The sequence below is a fragment of the Nonomuraea sp. IBHARD001 genome, from assembly GCF_056106265.1.
Genome location: NZ_JBWBBW010000002.1, coordinates 1,284,572 through 1,301,013, shown reverse-complemented (window position 1 = coordinate 1,301,013; position 16,442 = coordinate 1,284,572). Strand labels below are relative to the sequence as shown.

Genomic DNA, 16,442 nt, shown 5'->3' with positions numbered 1-16,442 from the left:
CCTCCCTTGTTGCGCGCCCCCGCAGAGATCAAGTTCGCCGAGGAGCTCGACTACCTGGAGTCGGTCGACACCGGCCCCAAGCCGTTCACCTGGCGGCTCAGCCCCCGAATGGTCCGTATCTTCGTCCTCGGCTCCGAGCGGTCGGACGGCCTGGAGCGTGAGATCCCGCAGAAGTGGTTCGGCGACCGCAGCTTCGTCGAGCGCAGTATCGTCACGCTGGCCTCCGACCGCGGTCTGCTGCTGATCGGCGATCCCGGCACCGGCAAGAGCTGGCTGGCCGAGCTGCTGTCCGCCGCCGTCTCGCGCAACTCCACCCTGGTGGTGCAGGGCACGGCGGGCACCACCGAGGACCACATCAAGTACTCGTGGAACGTCTCGATGGTCATCGCCAAGGGCCAGTCGCGCCAGTCGATGATCCCCTCGCCCATCATGACCGCGATGGAGCAGGGCCAGATCGGCCGCTTCGAGGAGCTCACCCGCTCCACCAGCGACGTGCAGGACGCCCTCATCTCCATCCTGTCGGAGAAGTACGTCTCCATCCCCGAACTGGAGGAGGACAACATCGTCTTCGCCCAGCCCGGCTTCTCCATCATCGCCACGGCCAACAGCCGCGACCGAGGGGTCAACGACCTGTCCTCCGCGTTGAAGCGCCGCTTCAACTTCGTCCGCATCCCGGTCGTGACGAACAAGAAGAGCGAGGCGGAGATCGTCCGCTTCCGTACGGCCGAGCTGATGCGCCGCCACCAGATCGAGCTGGAGCTGCCGCCGACGCTGCTCGACATCCTGCTGCAGAGCTTCGCCGACCTGCGTTCGGCCGCGGCCTCGGCCACCAGCGACGACGAGAAGCTGGAGTCGGCGCTGTCGACGGCCGAGCAGATCGGCGTGCTTGAGGACGCCATCCTGCACAGCCAGTTCTTCGGCGAGCGCACGCTGAAGGCGCAGACGCTGGCCGCCTCCCTGGTCGGCTCGCTGGCCAGGCGCAGCCCCGAGGACCTGGCCATCCTGAACAAGTACTGGCACGGCGTCGTCGAGCCGCGCAGCAAGCAGGCGGGCGGCGAGCCGTGGCAGGAATTCCTCGACGGCGGCCGCGAGGCGATCGCCACCCTGTCATGAGCGCGGCGACCCTGCCCAGCCCCTTCGACCCACTGCGCGAACAGCTCGCCGGTGCGGCCGAGGCGTTCGGCGCCGGGCTCGTCGACGACGTCGAGCAGGCGATGCGGACCGATGTGGAGATCTTCCCCGTCTGCCATCATTCGCCGTCGTCGGCGCTGGCGATGGTCAGGCGGCTGGCCGACAAGCAGCCGAAGGTCGTCTACCTGGAGCTGTGCGAGGACCTGCGGCCCGTGCTCGACGAACTGCGCAACTGCAGGCTGCCCGTGGCGCTGCAGGCGTTCGCCTCCGACATCGACGGCTTTCCCGCCGACTGGGCGCCGCTGAGTGTGATCGCGCCGATCACCGAGTCCTCGGCCGAGTACCAGGCGATCGCCTACGCCCTGGACACACCGGGTGTGGAGATCGTCCTGGTCGACCGCTCGGTCGATCACGTCTTCCAGTGGGAGCCGCGTTCCGGCGCCGCCGACGTCGGCCTGGAGATCGGCGACCTGCGGCCCGCCTTCGCCGAACTGGAGGAGCACCTGCTGCACCACGGCAAGGTGCGCCACTGGTCGGAGTGGTGGGACCAGTACGTCGAGCAGCCGCTCAGCGGGGCCGACCACGACACCTACCGGCAGGTCATGGTGCTCATCGGCAGCCTGTTCAGGCGGCTGCGCCCGACGGGCAACGAGGTGGACGAGGACCGCGAGCGCTACATGTGGACGCGTATCCGCGAACACCTGGCCGCCACCGGCGTCGACCCCGCCGACTGCCTCTACGTCTGCGGCGCCTTCCACGCGGCGAGCCCCGTCATGCACGAGCACCTCGACATCAGCCCGCGCTCGGCCACCCAATGGCTGTACGGCCTCATCCCCTCCAGCCATTCGGCCATCGAGGAGCAGTTCGGCCTGGCGCCGGGCTCGGTCTCGATCGCGGCGGCCACCTGGGGCAAGGCGGTCAAACGCCACCGCCTGAAGCCGTACAAGCTCGGCGGTAAGGGGGTGCGGAGCGCGCTCGCCGTCCAGGGGGGTGATCAGGAGCGGCGTGATCGGCTGTCCGGGTTCCTCACCCGGCCGCCCTCGCTGGACAGCTTCGACGAGGAGGAGCTGCTCGGCTGGTGTGTGGAGATCGTCCGGCTGGCCCGCCGCAACGGGTACCTGGCCAGTACGGCCGATGCCATCGCCGTCTACGAGACGTCGATCCTGCTGGCCGGGATGCGCAACCGCAAGCGGCCGACGCCCTACGACTTCCAGGACGCGGCCGTCACCTGCATCGAGAAGGACGTCGTGCCCGGCCGCAGGGACGTACGGCGGCTGGTGGAGATCCTGCTCGGCGGCGACCGCGTCGGCGAGGTCGGCTACGACTCGCTGCCGCCGCTCGCCCGCGACGTGCTCGACCGGCTGGCCCCGCTCGGGCTCGACCTGACCAAACGCACGATCCAGCGGGCGCTCATCGACCTGGACGCCCGTCCCGAGCTCGTGCCGTGCTCGCACCTGCTGTGGATCCTGCGGCGGCTGCTGCCCGACGACGCGGTGCGGCCGATCATGGGCTCACGGCGGCTCGGCGAGCGCTCGCACCAGGAGAGCTGGGACCTGGCGATCGGCCGCAACCAGCGCTCCATCATCGAACTCGGCTACGAGGGCGTCACCATCGAGCAGGTGCTCGAACAGCGGCTGCGCCGGGCCGTGTGGGAGCCCAAGGCCACAGCGGCCACCGCGCTCGCCGCCGTCGAGGACTCCCTGCTCTACCTCAACAGCAGGCGTTTCACCGACGAGCTCGGCGCACGCGCGGTCGAACTGCTGGCCGCCGAGCGCACGGTGGACGAGGCGCCCGACGTGCTGCGCCGTATCCGCCGCCTGCTCACGCACTACCGGGCGAGCGAGCCGTCGATGCCGGCGTGGGCGCAGTCCTTCGTCACCACCGGCTACGCGCACTACTGCACGCTGCTGCCGACCGCCTTCGTCGAGGACGACACCGGGGTACGGCAGGTCGGGGCCATGCTCGCCTTCCTGTTCACGATGGAGAGCCTGGCGCTGTCGCTCGGCTGCGACCGCGCGCAGCTGGAGCTGGCGGTGCGGCAGTCGCATCCGGAGTCGCCGGCGAAGGTGGCGCTGCTGTGGACCGCGCGGTTGCAGCTCGGCCTGCTGAGCCTGCCCGAGCTGCGTGAGCGGGTCGGCGAGCTGCTCGGCAATCCGCTGGTGGTGCCGTCGGTGCCGCTCTACATCAGCGGGTTCGTCCAGGCGCTCGACTCCGCGCCGTCGCTGACGCCGTTCGTGGTCGAGGTGATCTCCAGGGCGTTCGCCAAGCTGCCCGACGAGGTGCTGCTGCCGTGGCTGCCGAAGCTGATCGGCACGTTGCGCGCGCAGGCGCCGGAGCTGGTGCCCGTCCTGGTCCGCGAGGCCGGGCGCACGTTCCCCGGGCGGTTGCCCGACGTGGATGCGTTCGTACCGCCGTGGGAGCAGAAGGCACCGGTCAAGGCCCGGCCCTCGGTACGGAGGTCGTCGCCGGCCGGGGTGCTGGTGTCGGCGCATCCGGCGACGGGGGCGGCCGTCGCGGAGCTGCTCGGGTGTTCGGGTGCGGCGGCGGGCGATGAGGAGTCGGGCGGGCTGGGCGAGGCGCCTGCCGGGCTGGTGGCCGGCCATCCGGCTACGGCCGAGGCGGTGGCTGCGCTGCTCTGACGGGCGGGTGCTCTAAGGGGCGGGTGCTCTGAGGGGCGGGTGCTCTGAGGGGCGGGTGCTCTGAGGGGCGGGTGCTCTGAGGGGCGGGTGCTCTGAGGGGCGGGTGCTCTGAGGGGCGGGTGCTCTGAGGGGCGGGTGCTCTGAGGGGCGGGGACGAGGGCCGATGCCTTCGTCCCCTATCCCCGGCGGTTCTGCCTGGCCTTGCCGGTCCAGAACATCGCCAGGTCGCGCCAGCCGTCGGCCGCCTGCTCGGTGCGGCCCTTGCCCGTCGCCACGGCCTCGACGGCGAGCAGGACCGACAGTTCGTACGCCGCCTGGGGGTCGCCCGCCACCGCCTGCCTGACTCGGCGCTCCCCCAGCGCGGCCCAGGTGCCCGGCGTGGTGTGCCCCAGCCGCCGCACGGCCATCTCCTCCTCCTTGGCCTGCTGCCAGAGCTCGAAGAACTCCTGAAGGAGCTTGTCGAGCGGCGCGATGGGAATGTCGGAGGAGATCGCGAAACGATGGCAGACCAGGACGAGCGATCGGATGAGCGCCCAGTCGGGTGTTCGTTTGGATCTGCCCTGGATCAGGTCGTCCGCCGTGGTCCTGGGCAGCGCTCGCAACGTCTTGCGCTGCTCCTCGTCCGCCTCTTTGAACACGTCTTCGGCGACGCGTTGCAGTATCGGATGCCTGGGGTGCCCGGCCTCAAGGAAGTACAGGTCCCTGATGCGTTGCTGGAGCCGCGCGCCGCGCTCTCCGTCTTGGGTCGCTCCGCTCATGATCCAACCCGTTCAGGATACGAATATCAATGGGGGCCGTTCAGGTACGAATGGGTCGAAGGAATACTGGACAGGCCGGATGACGGGAAAGCCACCCTGCCACGTGGTGCGATCGGCAGTAATAGTCCCACACGTCAGCCTCATGACGGTTCGCCACCTGAAGCACGCCATACCCCACATACATATATTGCCCGGAAACTTCCGATGACATCCGGGATCGTCCGGGGCTGCCCAACACCGTGTGCCGGAACGGCGAGCCTGCTACTCCTACTCCCATGAGCAAGACGAACCTCATCTGGTGCACCCTGTCCGGTGCACTGCTCTCCCTGCTGATCGGCGTCGCCGCCGCCCTGCTCGCCCTGGGCGACGGCAGTACGGTGACCGGTTCGATCATCATCGGGGCCGGGGCGTCGGGAGGCGCCATGGGACTGTGGATCGCGGGCATCGTGGCGGTACGGGCAACCCTCAAACCGTAGAATTCGTACCTTATATATCGCGCAATCCCCATCGGGAAATACCGGGCTGCGGCTCTAGGCTTGATCATTGTCTGGACGAGGCGGTGAAATGTCGAAGAGCACGGCCAGGAACACCGGCGCCGCCCGCGCGACAGGCGGCAGTCTGGCCAACACCGGGATCATCAACGGCGACGTGCACATCGCAGGCGCACCCGCCGCCCGTTCGGCCTACCTGCACCAGGTACGCCGCATGGCCCCCGACCGGCTGTCGGACCGCACGGCCGAACTCGCGGAGCTGGCCGCGTTCGGCACGGCGAACGACAGCGGTCCTTACCTGTGGTGGCAGGCGTCGGCCTGGGCAGGCAAGTCGGCGTTGATGTCATGGTTCGTCCTGCATCCTCCGCCGCAGGTGCAGGTGGTGTCGTTCTTCATCACCGCCAGGTACGCCGGGCAGAGCGACAGGGGCGCCTTCATCGACGTCGTCCTCGAGCAACTGGCCGAGGTGGCCGGCGTCCCGCTGCCCGCCCTGGTCAGCGAGGCCACCCGCGAGGCCCACCTGCTGGACATGCTCGACCGGGCCGCCCTGACCTGCCGCGAAGCCGGACGCAGGCTGATGCTCGTCGTCGACGGCCTCGACGAGGACAGGGGCGTCACGACGGGCGACGACGCCTACAGCATCGCCGCCCTGCTGCCCGCCCACCCGCCGCACGACTCCCGCGTGCTCGTCGCCGGCAGGCCCAACCCGCCCGTGCCCGCCGACGTGCCGTACGACCATCCGCTGCGCGACCGGCGGATCGTCAGACGGCTGAGCGCCTCGCCGTACGCCCAGGTCATCCGCACCGACGCCGAACGCGAGCTGAAGCGGCTGCTGCGCGGCGACCCGGCCGGCCAGGACCTGCTCGCCCTGCTCACCGCAGCCGGAGGCGGCCTCAGCGGTCCCGACCTGGCCGAGCTGACCGGGCTCGCCGTGTGGGAGATCGAGGAGCACCTGCACGCGGTGTCCGGGCGCACGTTCTCCCTGCACCGGCGGCACTGGCAGCCGGAGGCCGGGCCGATGGTCCACGTCCTGGCGCACGAGGAACTGCACACGGCCGCCTCGCACTTTCTCGGACCCACCCGGCTGTCGTCCGTACGCGAGCGGCTGCACGCCTGGGCCGAACGCCATCAGGGGCTCGGCTGGCCGCCGGACACGCCCGAGTACCTGCTGCGCGGGTATCACCGCATGCTGCAGCAGACCGGCGAGCGCGACCGGATCCTCGCCCTGGCCGTCGACCGGGGACGCCACGACCGGCTGCGCAGCGTCACAGGCGGCGACGCGGCAGCGATGACGGAGATCGCCACCGCCCGGCGCCTCGTCAGCGGTGAGGCGGAGCCCGACCTGCTGCAACTGTTACGCCTCACCATCGCACACAGCAGACTGAGCGAACGCAACGCCGACCTCACCCCAGAGCTTCTACGTGCCCTGGTCAGGCTCGGTCAGGTCGAAAGGGCGCAGAGCCTCGCCCGCTCCGTCATCGACCCCTACCAGCACGCGGAGGTCGTCAGCGCACTGCTCGGCCCGCTCGTCGACCATGGCCATACCGACGTGGCCCACATTCTCATCGGCCAAGCCGAGCAGGCCGCCCGTGCCATCGTCCCGCCGGGCTGGCGGGTTGTCAGCCTGATCACACTGGCCCAGGCCGTCGCCCGGATCGGTGAGGCCGAGCACGCGCTCTCGATCGTGCGAGCCATCCCCGAGGACCGCCACCGGGCCAAGGCGCTGGCAGCACTGGCCGCCGACCTGCCCGCCGTGCGGCGCAGCACGGTGATCGACGAAGCCACGTCGCTCGCCACCGGCCTTGCCGACCAGGAAGCGCGCGACGAGACGCTGTCCGACATTTCGGATGCGATGGCCGACCATTGGCCGCTGGAGCGTGTGACGGCTCTCATCGAGGGGATCGCCGATCCAGGATTCCGCGCACAGGCCCTGTGTGGCGCGGCAGCTTCACTCGACGCCAACGGCCGCCACGACCAGGCCGGCGAACTGGCCGAACGTGCGCTGGCCGTCGAAATCACCGACCCGTATCGGCGTTCCTCCGTGCTTTTCCGGATCGCCACGACGCTGGCCACGTGCGGGCGCTTCGAGCGGGCCGACGAGGTCGCGCGTGCCATCCGGCACTCCCGTCATCTCGCCTGGAGCTTGGAATCCTTCGCGTCATCGGCGGCCGATCTCGGCGACATCGCCGCGGCGACGTCCTACGCCCATTCCATCGACGATTCGAACCGGCGGGCATGGGCCTTCAGACACGTGGCCGCGGCCCTGGCCGAGCGCGGCGACTTCGACCGTGCCGAGGAGGTCGCCGCTGGCATTCAGATCGACGTCATGCAGTCCGACGCGTACTGCGCCCTGGCCCTGTCTGCGGCCCATCAGGGCGACCTCGATCGTGCCGAATCGCTCCTCGGAAAGATCACCACTGCCATCCTGCATGCGCAGGCCGTCGCCCGCATCGCGGATCTCATGACCGAGCACGGGGCGAGCGAGCCCGCGAGCCTGATGACCGAGCGCGCCCTCGTCCTGGCCAGCACGGCGATGCACCTGCAGCGGACGCAATGGGCTCTGATCACCATGGCCGAGGCCATGGCGGACGTCGGCGACCTGCCGTCGGCCAGGCGTGTGATCGAGCACGCCGGGCGGCTGATACTGGCCGATACCGGCCCCGAACGGTGCACGTCGCTCAGGAACGTCGCGAGCACCGCCGCCGAACTCGGCGACATGGACCACGCGGAACTGCTCGTGTGTTCGATCACGACCGAGCAGGACCGCGACCAGGCGCTCACCGACCTGCTGATGATGGTGCTCGACGACCGGGCACGCGCCGAGCGCCTGATCGAGGCCATGACCGACCTCGGTGGCCGGGCCGCGGGCCTGACCCAGCTGGCGAGCAAGCTGGCCGGGCTGGGTGAGCTGTCCCAGGCTCACCACTGCGTCGAGCGTGCCGAGTCCCTCGCCGAAACGATGATCGACCCGTGGAGCCTGATGCCCGTCCTGATCGGACTGGCCGAGGCGCACGCCGCATGCGGAGACCCCGAACGCGCTCAAGCTGCGGCCGACCGCGCCGAGCACGCCGTCTGCGCGATCACCGAACCGGTCCTCCGGAGGAGGGCCGTCTCCCAGCTCGCCACCGGCCTGACCCGCCTCGGCCACCGCGAACGCGCCGACGCCCTGATCGACAGCCTGACCGACCCGTACGCCCACGGTAGGGCCATGCACTTCCATATCAAGCAGATCTTGGAGGAAGGCGACATCGATCATGCCCGCGCGCTGGCCGTGAAGATCACCGATGAGGATTTCCGGGGGCTGGCGGTGGCCGACTTGGTGGACGCGTTGGCGAGTGCGGGCGACCTGGCGCAAGCCGAAGCCCTTGCCACCACCATCGCCGACCACGACAGGCACACGGACGCCATATCCGCCCTGGCCAGGAATACAGCCATGCACGGGGACCTCGACGGAGCCGAACGTCTGGCCCGCTCCCTCGCCTACGAGGACCGCCGGATGCAGCACCTGGCCACCGTGGCGACCGAGGCCGTCGCCGCCGACCCGGGCCGTGCCCGCCGCCTCGCCGTGGAGCTCCTGGACGCCGGCGAATGGCTGCCCACACTCCCCGCGCTCGCCAGGCTCGTCCCCGGCATTCTGATCGCCATCCTTCCCGACATCGACGTCGACATCCCCGGCCTCGAACACCGACAATTTCCCGCATGACGACACGTCGGTGGGTGCTGGCCGTGACGGCGGCGGTCGTGACCGTGCTGGCCGTACTGTTCGCGGTTCTGGGGTGGGATCGGGCCGATCAGCTGGCCTCGGTGGCCTCGGCGCTCGCCGGGGTGGTCGCGCTGGGGGTGGCGGTGTGGGCGCTGTGGCCCGCGGGGGCCGGTGGGGCGGCGATCCGCGTCTCGCACACCGGGCGGGCCGCCTCGCGGGGAGGCGGGCAGGCCAACACCGGCCTCACCGCGCCCTCGGACGCCCTTCCGGGGCAGGCGCATATCAGCCGGACCGGGGACGCCGACTCAAGCGAAGGAAACGCCAACTCGGGCGTCACACTCACCTGAGAATCGGCGGGTGCATTCCGGCTTGTCAGCCTCGCGAGGGCTCTCATAACATATTCTCGATATTATGGCGCTCGGGGAACGAGCTGAAGGCGGGCGCGTTCATGGCGATTCCCGACTGGCAGGACGTTCAGCGGTTTTTCGGTGACAATCCGGTGGGGTATATCGCCGTCGTCGTGGTCGTGCTGCTGTTCGGCGCCGCGGCCCTGGAAATGTGGAAGAAGATTACCACTCCGGCCGGCGACGCCCTCCTCGTCCGGCTGACCGGAGGCGGGTTCTGGAATCGCAAACCCCGCCTTCTTTACGCCCTGAAGATCCGCGACGCCTATTCCAGCTTCCAGATCCCCTTCACCTCCACCCGCACCATGGACATGCGCAAGGTGTACGTGCCGCTGCGTGAGGTCGGTGCGGCCGACGACGCCTATCGCGGACTGCGCGAGAAGTCCTCCACGGTGGTTCTGGGCTCGCCCGGCTCGGGCAAGTCGATGTTGCTGCGCCATCTCATGCTGGAATGGGCCAGGTCCGTCGAGCGGTCGCGGGCCGGTGGCGGCCGGATGATGCTGATGGTGAAGCTGAAGGAGTTCAACACCGAGCCGGGCCAGAACGTCGAGCCTCGATACAAAGACCTGCACGGCTATGTCCTCGGCGAGCTCAAGGACCTGCGTTTCCGTACCCCGGAGCGCTATCTCCAGCGCCTGCTCGACCGGGGCGGTCTCACCCTGCTGTGCGACGGCCTCGACGAGGTCGCCGGGCACGACCTGGACCGCGTCGTGGCCGAACTACGCCGCTTCACCAGGCACAACAGCACGCTCAACGCCAAGGGCGACCGCGCCTGCCAGGTCATCGTGACCTGCCGTACCGAGGTGTACGACCAGTGGCTGCAGGGCGACGACGGTTTCACCAACACGGTGGAGATCGTGGAGTTCGACGACGCCCAGATCCGGCAGTTCCTCGACGCCTGGTCGTGGTCGGGCAACGAGGAATACGCGCTCGACAGGGTCAGCCAGTTGATGGCCACCCTGCGTGACGCGCCGCTCATCAAACAACTGGCCCGCAATCCGCTCCTGCTCACGATGATCGCCTATCTGTACAGCGATCTGGTCGAACGCGAGGAGGACCGCAATCTGCAACTGCCGAACTCCAGGGCCGCCTTCTACCGCAAGGTCACCGCATTCCTGCTGAGCTCACGCCGGGAGCAGAGCCTTTTCCCGCAGGAACTCAAACGCAGCGCCCTCGAACACATCGCCCTGATGGCGCACACGGCCACCCGCGGACACGGCGGGAACCTGCCGATGCGCGAGGTCGTCGAGGCGGCGAGATTACTGCTGAGCAGGCGCGGCTATCCCGAGAACCAGGCCACCCACCTCCTGGACGCGATCGTCGAGGAGAGCGGCCTGCTCCTGCGGGTGGGCGACCTCGGATACACGTTCGGCCACCAGACCATGCAGGAGTACTTCGCCGCCTGCGCGCTCCAGGACATGCCCGATGAACTCCTCGCCCACTATCAGGGCGACAGGAAAGCCTGGCGCGAGGTGGTCAAACTGTGGTGCGGCCTGGAATTCACCATCGCCACCGACCTGGTCGGGAAGATCGGCCGCCACGACACCGTACTCGCCTTCGAATGCCTGGCCGAGGCCAGATCCATCGACGGCGGGGTGGCCAGCGCGATCATCGAGGACTTCAAGCCCAGACTCGACACCACACACCCCGACGCCGACGCGGTGATCACCGCTTTCGCCGCCGTGGCCGCCGACATCAGGCCAGGCGGCCGTGGCGCCGACGTCCTCGCCTTCCTCCGCGACCTGGCCGCCTCATCGGGCGACCGGCGCGAGGCCGCCGTCCGGGCTCTGGCCCGTACCAACCTGCCCGACGCCGCCGCCTTCCTCGGCGGCGTCTCCCCACGCGACGAGCCCGTACGGCAGGCGCTGGTGGCGATGGGCGACCTCGCGGTCAAGTACCTGACCGACTGGGCCCGCGACGGCGACCTCGACGCCGTCGACCGCCTCGGCAAGATCGGCACCGTCGACGCGGTCCGGAGCCTCATCGCCCTGCTGTCCCACGACCCCGACGTGGCCACCAGGGCCGCCTGGCACATCGGGGCCGTCATGGCGTTGCCCGACGGCATGCGCCTGGTCTCGGACGCCGGGCCGAAGGCGGACGGTCCGGCGTTGACGTGGGTGTGGGATCCCTTCCTCAAGGACTACCCGAAGGCCGAGGCGGTGGTGGAGCGGGTCGCGGCCCTGCTGGAGGGGTCGTCGGTGGAGCAGATCCCGCCAGGGGTCGTGGTGGACCGGCGGCTGGCGGTGCCACTGGTGGCGGTGCCGCTGTCCGACGTGTGGCAGAACGCGCACTACGGCCTGTACGCACAGGCGAGCGAAAGCCCCTTGAACGACGATGCCGAACTACGCGCTCTGATGGTCGGCTTCGGCGTCGAGCAGGACGACTACCCCTACTACTCGGCCTTCGACATGAGCCTCTCCATGGCTGCCGAATCGAACGAGACACGAAGGTCTCCCGCGCCGCGCCCGATGCGTCACCTCTCCGATCCTGAAGACCGCTTGAATGCGGCCGACCGATTCCTCACCCAACTGGTCGGGCGATCCCTCTCAGCGGTGCAAGGCAACCTGCTGGAGCAGATGGGCAGGACACAGCGGCTCGCCCTGTTCACTCGCGTTCTGCGCGTCGAGGCCAGAAGGGTCGTCGTGGAGGACTGGAGGCTGCACCGGCAGCCGAGCGCCTTCAACCGGCGCCCATACGAGGGCGTGCTGCTGTCCTTGGCCATGGTGCTGGTGCTCGGGGGGCTCGGCCGCTCGATCGCCTACGTGAGCGGGGCCTGGCCTTGGGGCGAGACGTGGATCGGGTGGGCCGGAGTGGTGTGCGCGGCCTGGACGGCCATCACGATCGTCGCCTACGCCGTGGAGGAATGGTTGGCGGTGGGCGAGTTCGACATGTGGGTCGGTCTCAGCGCCTTTGCCCTGCTGCTGGCCCTGGCGGGGCTGGTCGGCTGGATGGGACTGGTGACCGGCGGGGACGTCATCGGCTGGCCCGCGACCATCGTCGTCGCACTCGTGGTGGGCGGTGTGATCGCCTGGCTGAGCTTCGTCGACCTGGACACCTACATCGTGCCGATCGTGATCGGCTACACGCTGCTCCTGGTCCCGGGAGCTGTCCGTGTCGTCGTCTCGATCACCGGTAGGTGGCCGTGGGAGCCGCAGTGGCTCGTCTGGGTCGCCGCCGCCGCCCTGGTCTGGGGGGTGGTGCTGGCTGCCATGGTCCTGACCGAACTCATGCCCGACACGCTGGTGATCGGCTGGGCGCTGGCCGGTGCGGGAGTACTCGTCCTGGCCATGGCCGGGTGCATCTGGTACCCGCTCGTCGACGACGGCGCCGCCGCTCTGGGCTGGCCGCTCGTCGTCTCGCTCGTCGCCGTGCTCGTGACCGCCTCGGCGCTGGCCGTACGCGATCTGCGCCGTCGTATTCACCGGGCGGCCAATCCGCTGCAGGGCGTGCTCGTCGACACCACGGAATCGGCCGCCCCCTGACGAGGGCGGCCCGGCGCCGTGCGGTCAGGCGCAGAGGTTGATGAACCACACCGGAGCCCAGTTCGTAATGAACTGACCGCCCGCCGAAAGGTACCGGATGTGGTCGTGCCGCTCACCGAGCAGCTGTACGCGGACATTCTGGTTGTTGAAGTACGCGGTGGTGCCGTGCCAATTTCCGAGTGCGTATTCCTGGCACGCGTAGAACTGGAACAGGCGATAGGTGTTCGCGTTCGCCGTGTCCCTGATCCAGGTGCAGAACCGGCCGGACGGGCAGTTGTTGACCCAGGCCGTGGCGTCCGTCTGATTCCAGTTGTACCTGGTGTCCTGGTACTCGGGCCACGGGTTCACCGAAGGCAGCACCAGCGCCGACTGCGCCTTCACCGCAACCGTTCCCGTACTCGCGGCATTGGCCGATGCCGAGGTGAGAGTTCCGGCGAGAGCAACTACGAATAAGGTCAACGCGACAAAGAATCGCTTGGCGGTCACCATGTCCACTCCATTCACGAACGGGGATGTCGCTCCCTGATTGAATCAGAATCACCACACGACATCAGGCCCGGAATCTGCCATTCATGATGGAATTGCCGCCAACCCGATTCCCACGACCGACCGGGCACACGAGACCATGTCCACATGCCAGTCACCGACTTCACCGGCGTGACCGAGGACCCCGGACGCGGCGTGACCGCAAGAGGCGGCCTGTACGAGTTCTGGACCAAGGACTCGGCCCACATCTACCTCCACGACACCGACCTCACCCACATGACCTACGTCGCAGGCAGGCCGCCGACCCTGGAGATGGAGTTCCTCTACGACCCCGACTGGACTCCCCCCGAGCTGTCGGCGACGCCGGTCGTGGTCATCCGCTTCGAGGATGTCCGCATCGTCGAATGGCTGGAGGACGAGGAAGCACACGACTGCGTGACCACCACCCCCGAGGCCCCACCCGGACAGGTGTCCTTCTTCGACTGGAACGGCGCCGACGAGTTCACCCTGGACACCTTCACCCTCCGCCTGACCTTCCACGCCGCCCGAGCCGAGGTCACAGTACGCGCAAGCTGACACAGGCCGGCAGGCGATCGTGCTGAGTCCCCCGAAAGCAAAGACCCCGCCTCCAGGACACCTGGAGACGGGGAGTTCGTCGGGCGGCTGGTCGCTACTTGAGGAGCTGCCGGGCCATCACCATGCGCTGGATCTGGTTCGTGCCCTCGTAGATCTGGGTGATCTTGGCGTCGCGCATCATGCGTTCGACCGGGAAGTCCTTTGTGTAGCCGTAGCCGCCGAGTAGTTGGACGGCGTCCGTTGTGATGTCCATGGCCGCGTCGGATGCCGCGCACTTCGCGGCGCTCGACAGGAAGGTGAGGTCCTTCTGCGGGGTGCCGTGCATCGCGAGTTCGGACTTGGCCGCCGCGTGGTAGGTGAGCTGCCTGGCCGCCTCCAGTTTCATCGCCATGTCGGCGAGGATGAACTGCAGGCCCTGGAACTCGGCGATCGGCTTGCCGAACTGCTTGCGTTCCTTGACGTAGCCGATCGCGAAGTCGAGGGCGCCTTGGGCGATGCCGAGGGCCTGGGCGGCGATGGTGATGCGGGTGTGGTCGAGGGTGGCCAGGGCGGTCTTGAAGCCGGTGCCGGGCGCGCCGATCATGCGGGAGGCGGGGATGCGGACGTCCTCCAGGATGACCTGGCGGGTCGGGGAGCCCTTGATGCCGAGCTTCTTCTCCTTCGGGCCGAACGAGACGCCTTCGTCGGCCTTCTCCACGACGAAGGCGGAGATGCCGCGGGCTCCGGCGCCGGGCTCGGTGACGGCCATGACGGTGTAGTACTCCGACACACCGGCATTGGTGATCCACATCTTGGCGCCGTTGAGCACGTAGTGGTCGCCGTCCTGGACGGCGCGGGTGCGCATGGCGGCGGCGTCCGAGCCGGCCTCGGCCTCCGACAGCGCGTAGGAGAACATCGCGTTCCCGGCGGCCACCGGCGTGAGGTACTTCTCCTTCAGCTCGGCCGAGGCCGACAGCAGGAGGGGTACGGTGCCCAGTTTGTTCACCGCGGGGATCAGCGACGAGGACGCGCAGGCCCTGGCGACCTCCTCGATGACGATCACGGTGGCGAGGGCGTCGGCCCCGGCGCCGCCGTACTCCTCGGGGATGTGCACCGCGTGCAGGTCCGCGGCGATGAGCGCCTTGTAGACCTCCTCGGGGAATTCCTCCTTCTCGTCCGCCTCTGCGGCACGTGGCGCGATCTTCTCGTCGGCGAGGGCCCGTACCGTCTCGCGCAGCATGTCGTGCTCTTCGGCGGGCGCATAGAGAGGGAAGCTCATACACAAATAGTAGGACGTCCGAGCATATTGTTACCAGTCGGTATGAACGTGGCGCGCGACACGTGATCGACAACCCGCGTTTACCGCTCCCACCAGGTGGAAGGGCCGATGAACCGCCGATCCCCGCAGGTGGCACAGTGGGTGGTGGTGAGGGCCGGTAACATGCCTGGCGATGAGAGGAGCTCACACGTGCCATATCGCCTAACGGTGATCGGGACCGGCTATCTGGGCATCACGCATGCGGCTTGCATGGCGGACCTGGGTTTCGAGGTCCTGGGACTGGACGTCGACGCGGAAAAGATCGCCCGGCTGCAGGCCGGTGAGCTGCCGATCCACGAACCCGGCCTCGAACCGTTCCTGCGCAGGGGGCTCGACTCGGGCCGCCTGCGCTTCACGACCTCCTACGAGGAGGCGGCGGCGTTCGGCGACGTGCACTTCCTGTGTCTGGGCACGCCGCAGAAGCAGGGCGAGTACGCCGCGGACGTGTCCTACCTGGACGCGGCGATCGAGTCGCTGGCGCCGCACCTGACGCGTGAGTGCCTGGTCGTCGGCAAGTCGACCGTGCCCGTCGGCACCGCCGAGCGGCTCGCGGGCAAGATGCAGCGCCTCGCGCCTGCGGGCGAGCTGGCCGAGCTGGCGTGGAACCCGGAGTTCCTGCGCGAGGGCTTCGCCGTACAGGACACGCTCACGCCCGACCGCATCGTCATCGGTGTGCGTTCGGAGCGGTCGGAGAAGATCCTGCGCGACGTCTACGCGCCGTTGGGCGAGGTGCCCATGGTGGTGACCGACTACCCGACGGCCGAGCTGGTCAAGTCGGCGGCCAACGCCTTCCTGGCGACGAAGATCTCCTTCATCAACGCCATGGCCGAGGTGTGCGAGGCCTCGCATGCCGACGTGATGCAGCTGTCGCAGGCGCTGTCCTACGACGACCGCATCGGCGGGCGCTTCCTGAACCCGGGGCTCGGCTTCGGCGGCGGGTGCCTGCCCAAGGACATCCGCGCGTTCATGGCCAGGGCGGGCGAGCTCGGGGCCGACCAGGCGCTGACGTTCCTGCGCGAGGTCGACGCGATCAACAAACGACGCAGGGCCCGCATGGTCGACCTGGCACGCGAACTGGCGGGCGGCTCCTTCCACGGCTGCACGGTGGCGGTGCTCGGCGCGGCGTTCAAGCCCAACTCCGACGACATCCGCGACTCCCCCGCCCTCGACGTGGCGCTCACGATAGGCCGTCAGGGCGGGCAGGTCACGGTCTACGACCCGATCGCCCTGGTCAACGCGCGCAAGGCACATCCGGAGCTGAACTACGGCACCTCCGCGCTCGACGCCGTCCAGGGCGCGCACGTCGTCCTGCTGCTCACCGAGTGGCAGGAGTTCGTGGAACTCGACCCGGAGAAGCTCGGCGCCGCCGTCGACACACGCAAGATCGTCGACGGCCGCAACGCCCTCGACCCCGAACTCTGGCGCGCGGCAGGCTGGGTCTACCGCGCACTCGGCCGCCCCTGATCCCATCCTTG

The 16,442-nt window shown here is 68.9% G+C and carries 11 protein-coding genes; 8 read left to right on the top strand and 3 right to left on the bottom strand.

Features of this window, described 5'->3' with window-relative positions; translation table 11 throughout:
• Window positions 1-6: 6 nt before the first annotated feature.
• Together ACTWNK_RS08355 and ACTWNK_RS08350 are read left to right on the top strand one after the other, a co-directional pair.
• Window positions 7-1,113, top strand: a complete 1,107-nt coding sequence (locus ACTWNK_RS08355) for an ATP-binding protein (protein ID WP_474303284.1) — start codon at window positions 7-9, stop codon at window positions 1,111-1,113.
• A complete protein-coding gene (locus ACTWNK_RS08350) occupies window positions 1,110-3,770 on the top strand; it encodes a DUF5682 family protein (protein ID WP_474303283.1) in 2,661 nt (886 codons plus the stop codon). Before ACTWNK_RS08355 ends, ACTWNK_RS08350 begins: the two co-directional genes overlap by 4 nt.
• A gap of 176 nt (window positions 3,771-3,946) precedes the next feature.
• Here ACTWNK_RS08350 and ACTWNK_RS08345 read toward each other — a convergent pair whose 3' ends face one another.
• Window positions 3,947-4,528 carry a hypothetical protein gene (locus tag ACTWNK_RS08345; RefSeq protein WP_474303282.1) on the bottom strand — a complete coding sequence of 194 codons (582 nt, stop codon included), beginning with the start codon at window positions 4,526-4,528 and terminating at the stop codon, window positions 3,947-3,949.
• 275 nt (window positions 4,529-4,803) lie between these two features.
• On the opposite strand from ACTWNK_RS08345, the gene ACTWNK_RS08340 reads away from it, so the two are divergent.
• From ACTWNK_RS08340 to ACTWNK_RS08325, 4 genes are all read left to right on the top strand, one after another.
• Entirely contained in the window at window positions 4,804-5,004 is a 201-nt protein-coding gene (locus tag ACTWNK_RS08340; RefSeq protein ID WP_474303281.1) for a hypothetical protein, read from the top strand.
• An 88-nt stretch (window positions 5,005-5,092) separates the two neighbouring features.
• Window positions 5,093-8,722 (top strand): tetratricopeptide repeat protein, encoded by a 3,630-nt coding sequence (locus tag ACTWNK_RS08335; protein WP_474303280.1) that lies wholly within the window; start codon window positions 5,093-5,095, stop codon window positions 8,720-8,722.
• A complete protein-coding gene (locus ACTWNK_RS08330) occupies window positions 8,719-9,069 on the top strand; it encodes a hypothetical protein (RefSeq protein WP_474303279.1) in 351 nt (116 codons plus the stop codon). Before ACTWNK_RS08335 ends, ACTWNK_RS08330 begins: the two co-directional genes overlap by 4 nt.
• A 101-nt stretch (window positions 9,070-9,170) precedes the next feature.
• Window positions 9,171-12,608, top strand: a complete 3,438-nt coding sequence (locus ACTWNK_RS08325) for an NACHT domain-containing protein (RefSeq protein WP_474303278.1) — start codon at window positions 9,171-9,173, stop codon at window positions 12,606-12,608.
• Window positions 12,609-12,632: 24 nt separating this feature from the next.
• Here ACTWNK_RS08325 and ACTWNK_RS08320 read toward each other — a convergent pair whose 3' ends face one another.
• Complete coding sequence (locus tag ACTWNK_RS08320) at window positions 12,633-13,097, bottom strand: hypothetical protein (RefSeq protein WP_474303277.1); 465 nt, start codon at window positions 13,095-13,097, stop codon at window positions 12,633-12,635.
• Window positions 13,098-13,241: 144 nt separating this feature from the next.
• On the opposite strand from ACTWNK_RS08320, the gene ACTWNK_RS08315 reads away from it, so the two are divergent.
• Window positions 13,242-13,670, top strand: coding sequence for a hypothetical protein (locus ACTWNK_RS08315; protein ID WP_474303276.1), 429 nt, complete (start codon window positions 13,242-13,244; stop codon window positions 13,668-13,670).
• Between the two features lie 94 nt (window positions 13,671-13,764).
• Here the strand turns inward: ACTWNK_RS08315 and ACTWNK_RS08310 are convergent, their stop codons facing one another.
• Window positions 13,765-14,928: an acyl-CoA dehydrogenase family protein gene (locus ACTWNK_RS08310; protein ID WP_474303275.1), complete on the bottom strand. Its 1,164-nt coding sequence runs from the start codon at window positions 14,926-14,928 to the stop codon at window positions 13,765-13,767.
• Between the two features lie 189 nt (window positions 14,929-15,117).
• On the opposite strand from ACTWNK_RS08310, the gene ACTWNK_RS08305 reads away from it, so the two are divergent.
• Window positions 15,118-16,431 carry a UDP-glucose dehydrogenase family protein gene (locus ACTWNK_RS08305; RefSeq protein WP_474303274.1) on the top strand — a complete coding sequence of 438 codons (1,314 nt, stop codon included), beginning with the start codon at window positions 15,118-15,120 and terminating at the stop codon, window positions 16,429-16,431.
• The last annotated feature ends 11 nt before the right edge of the window (window positions 16,432-16,442 follow it).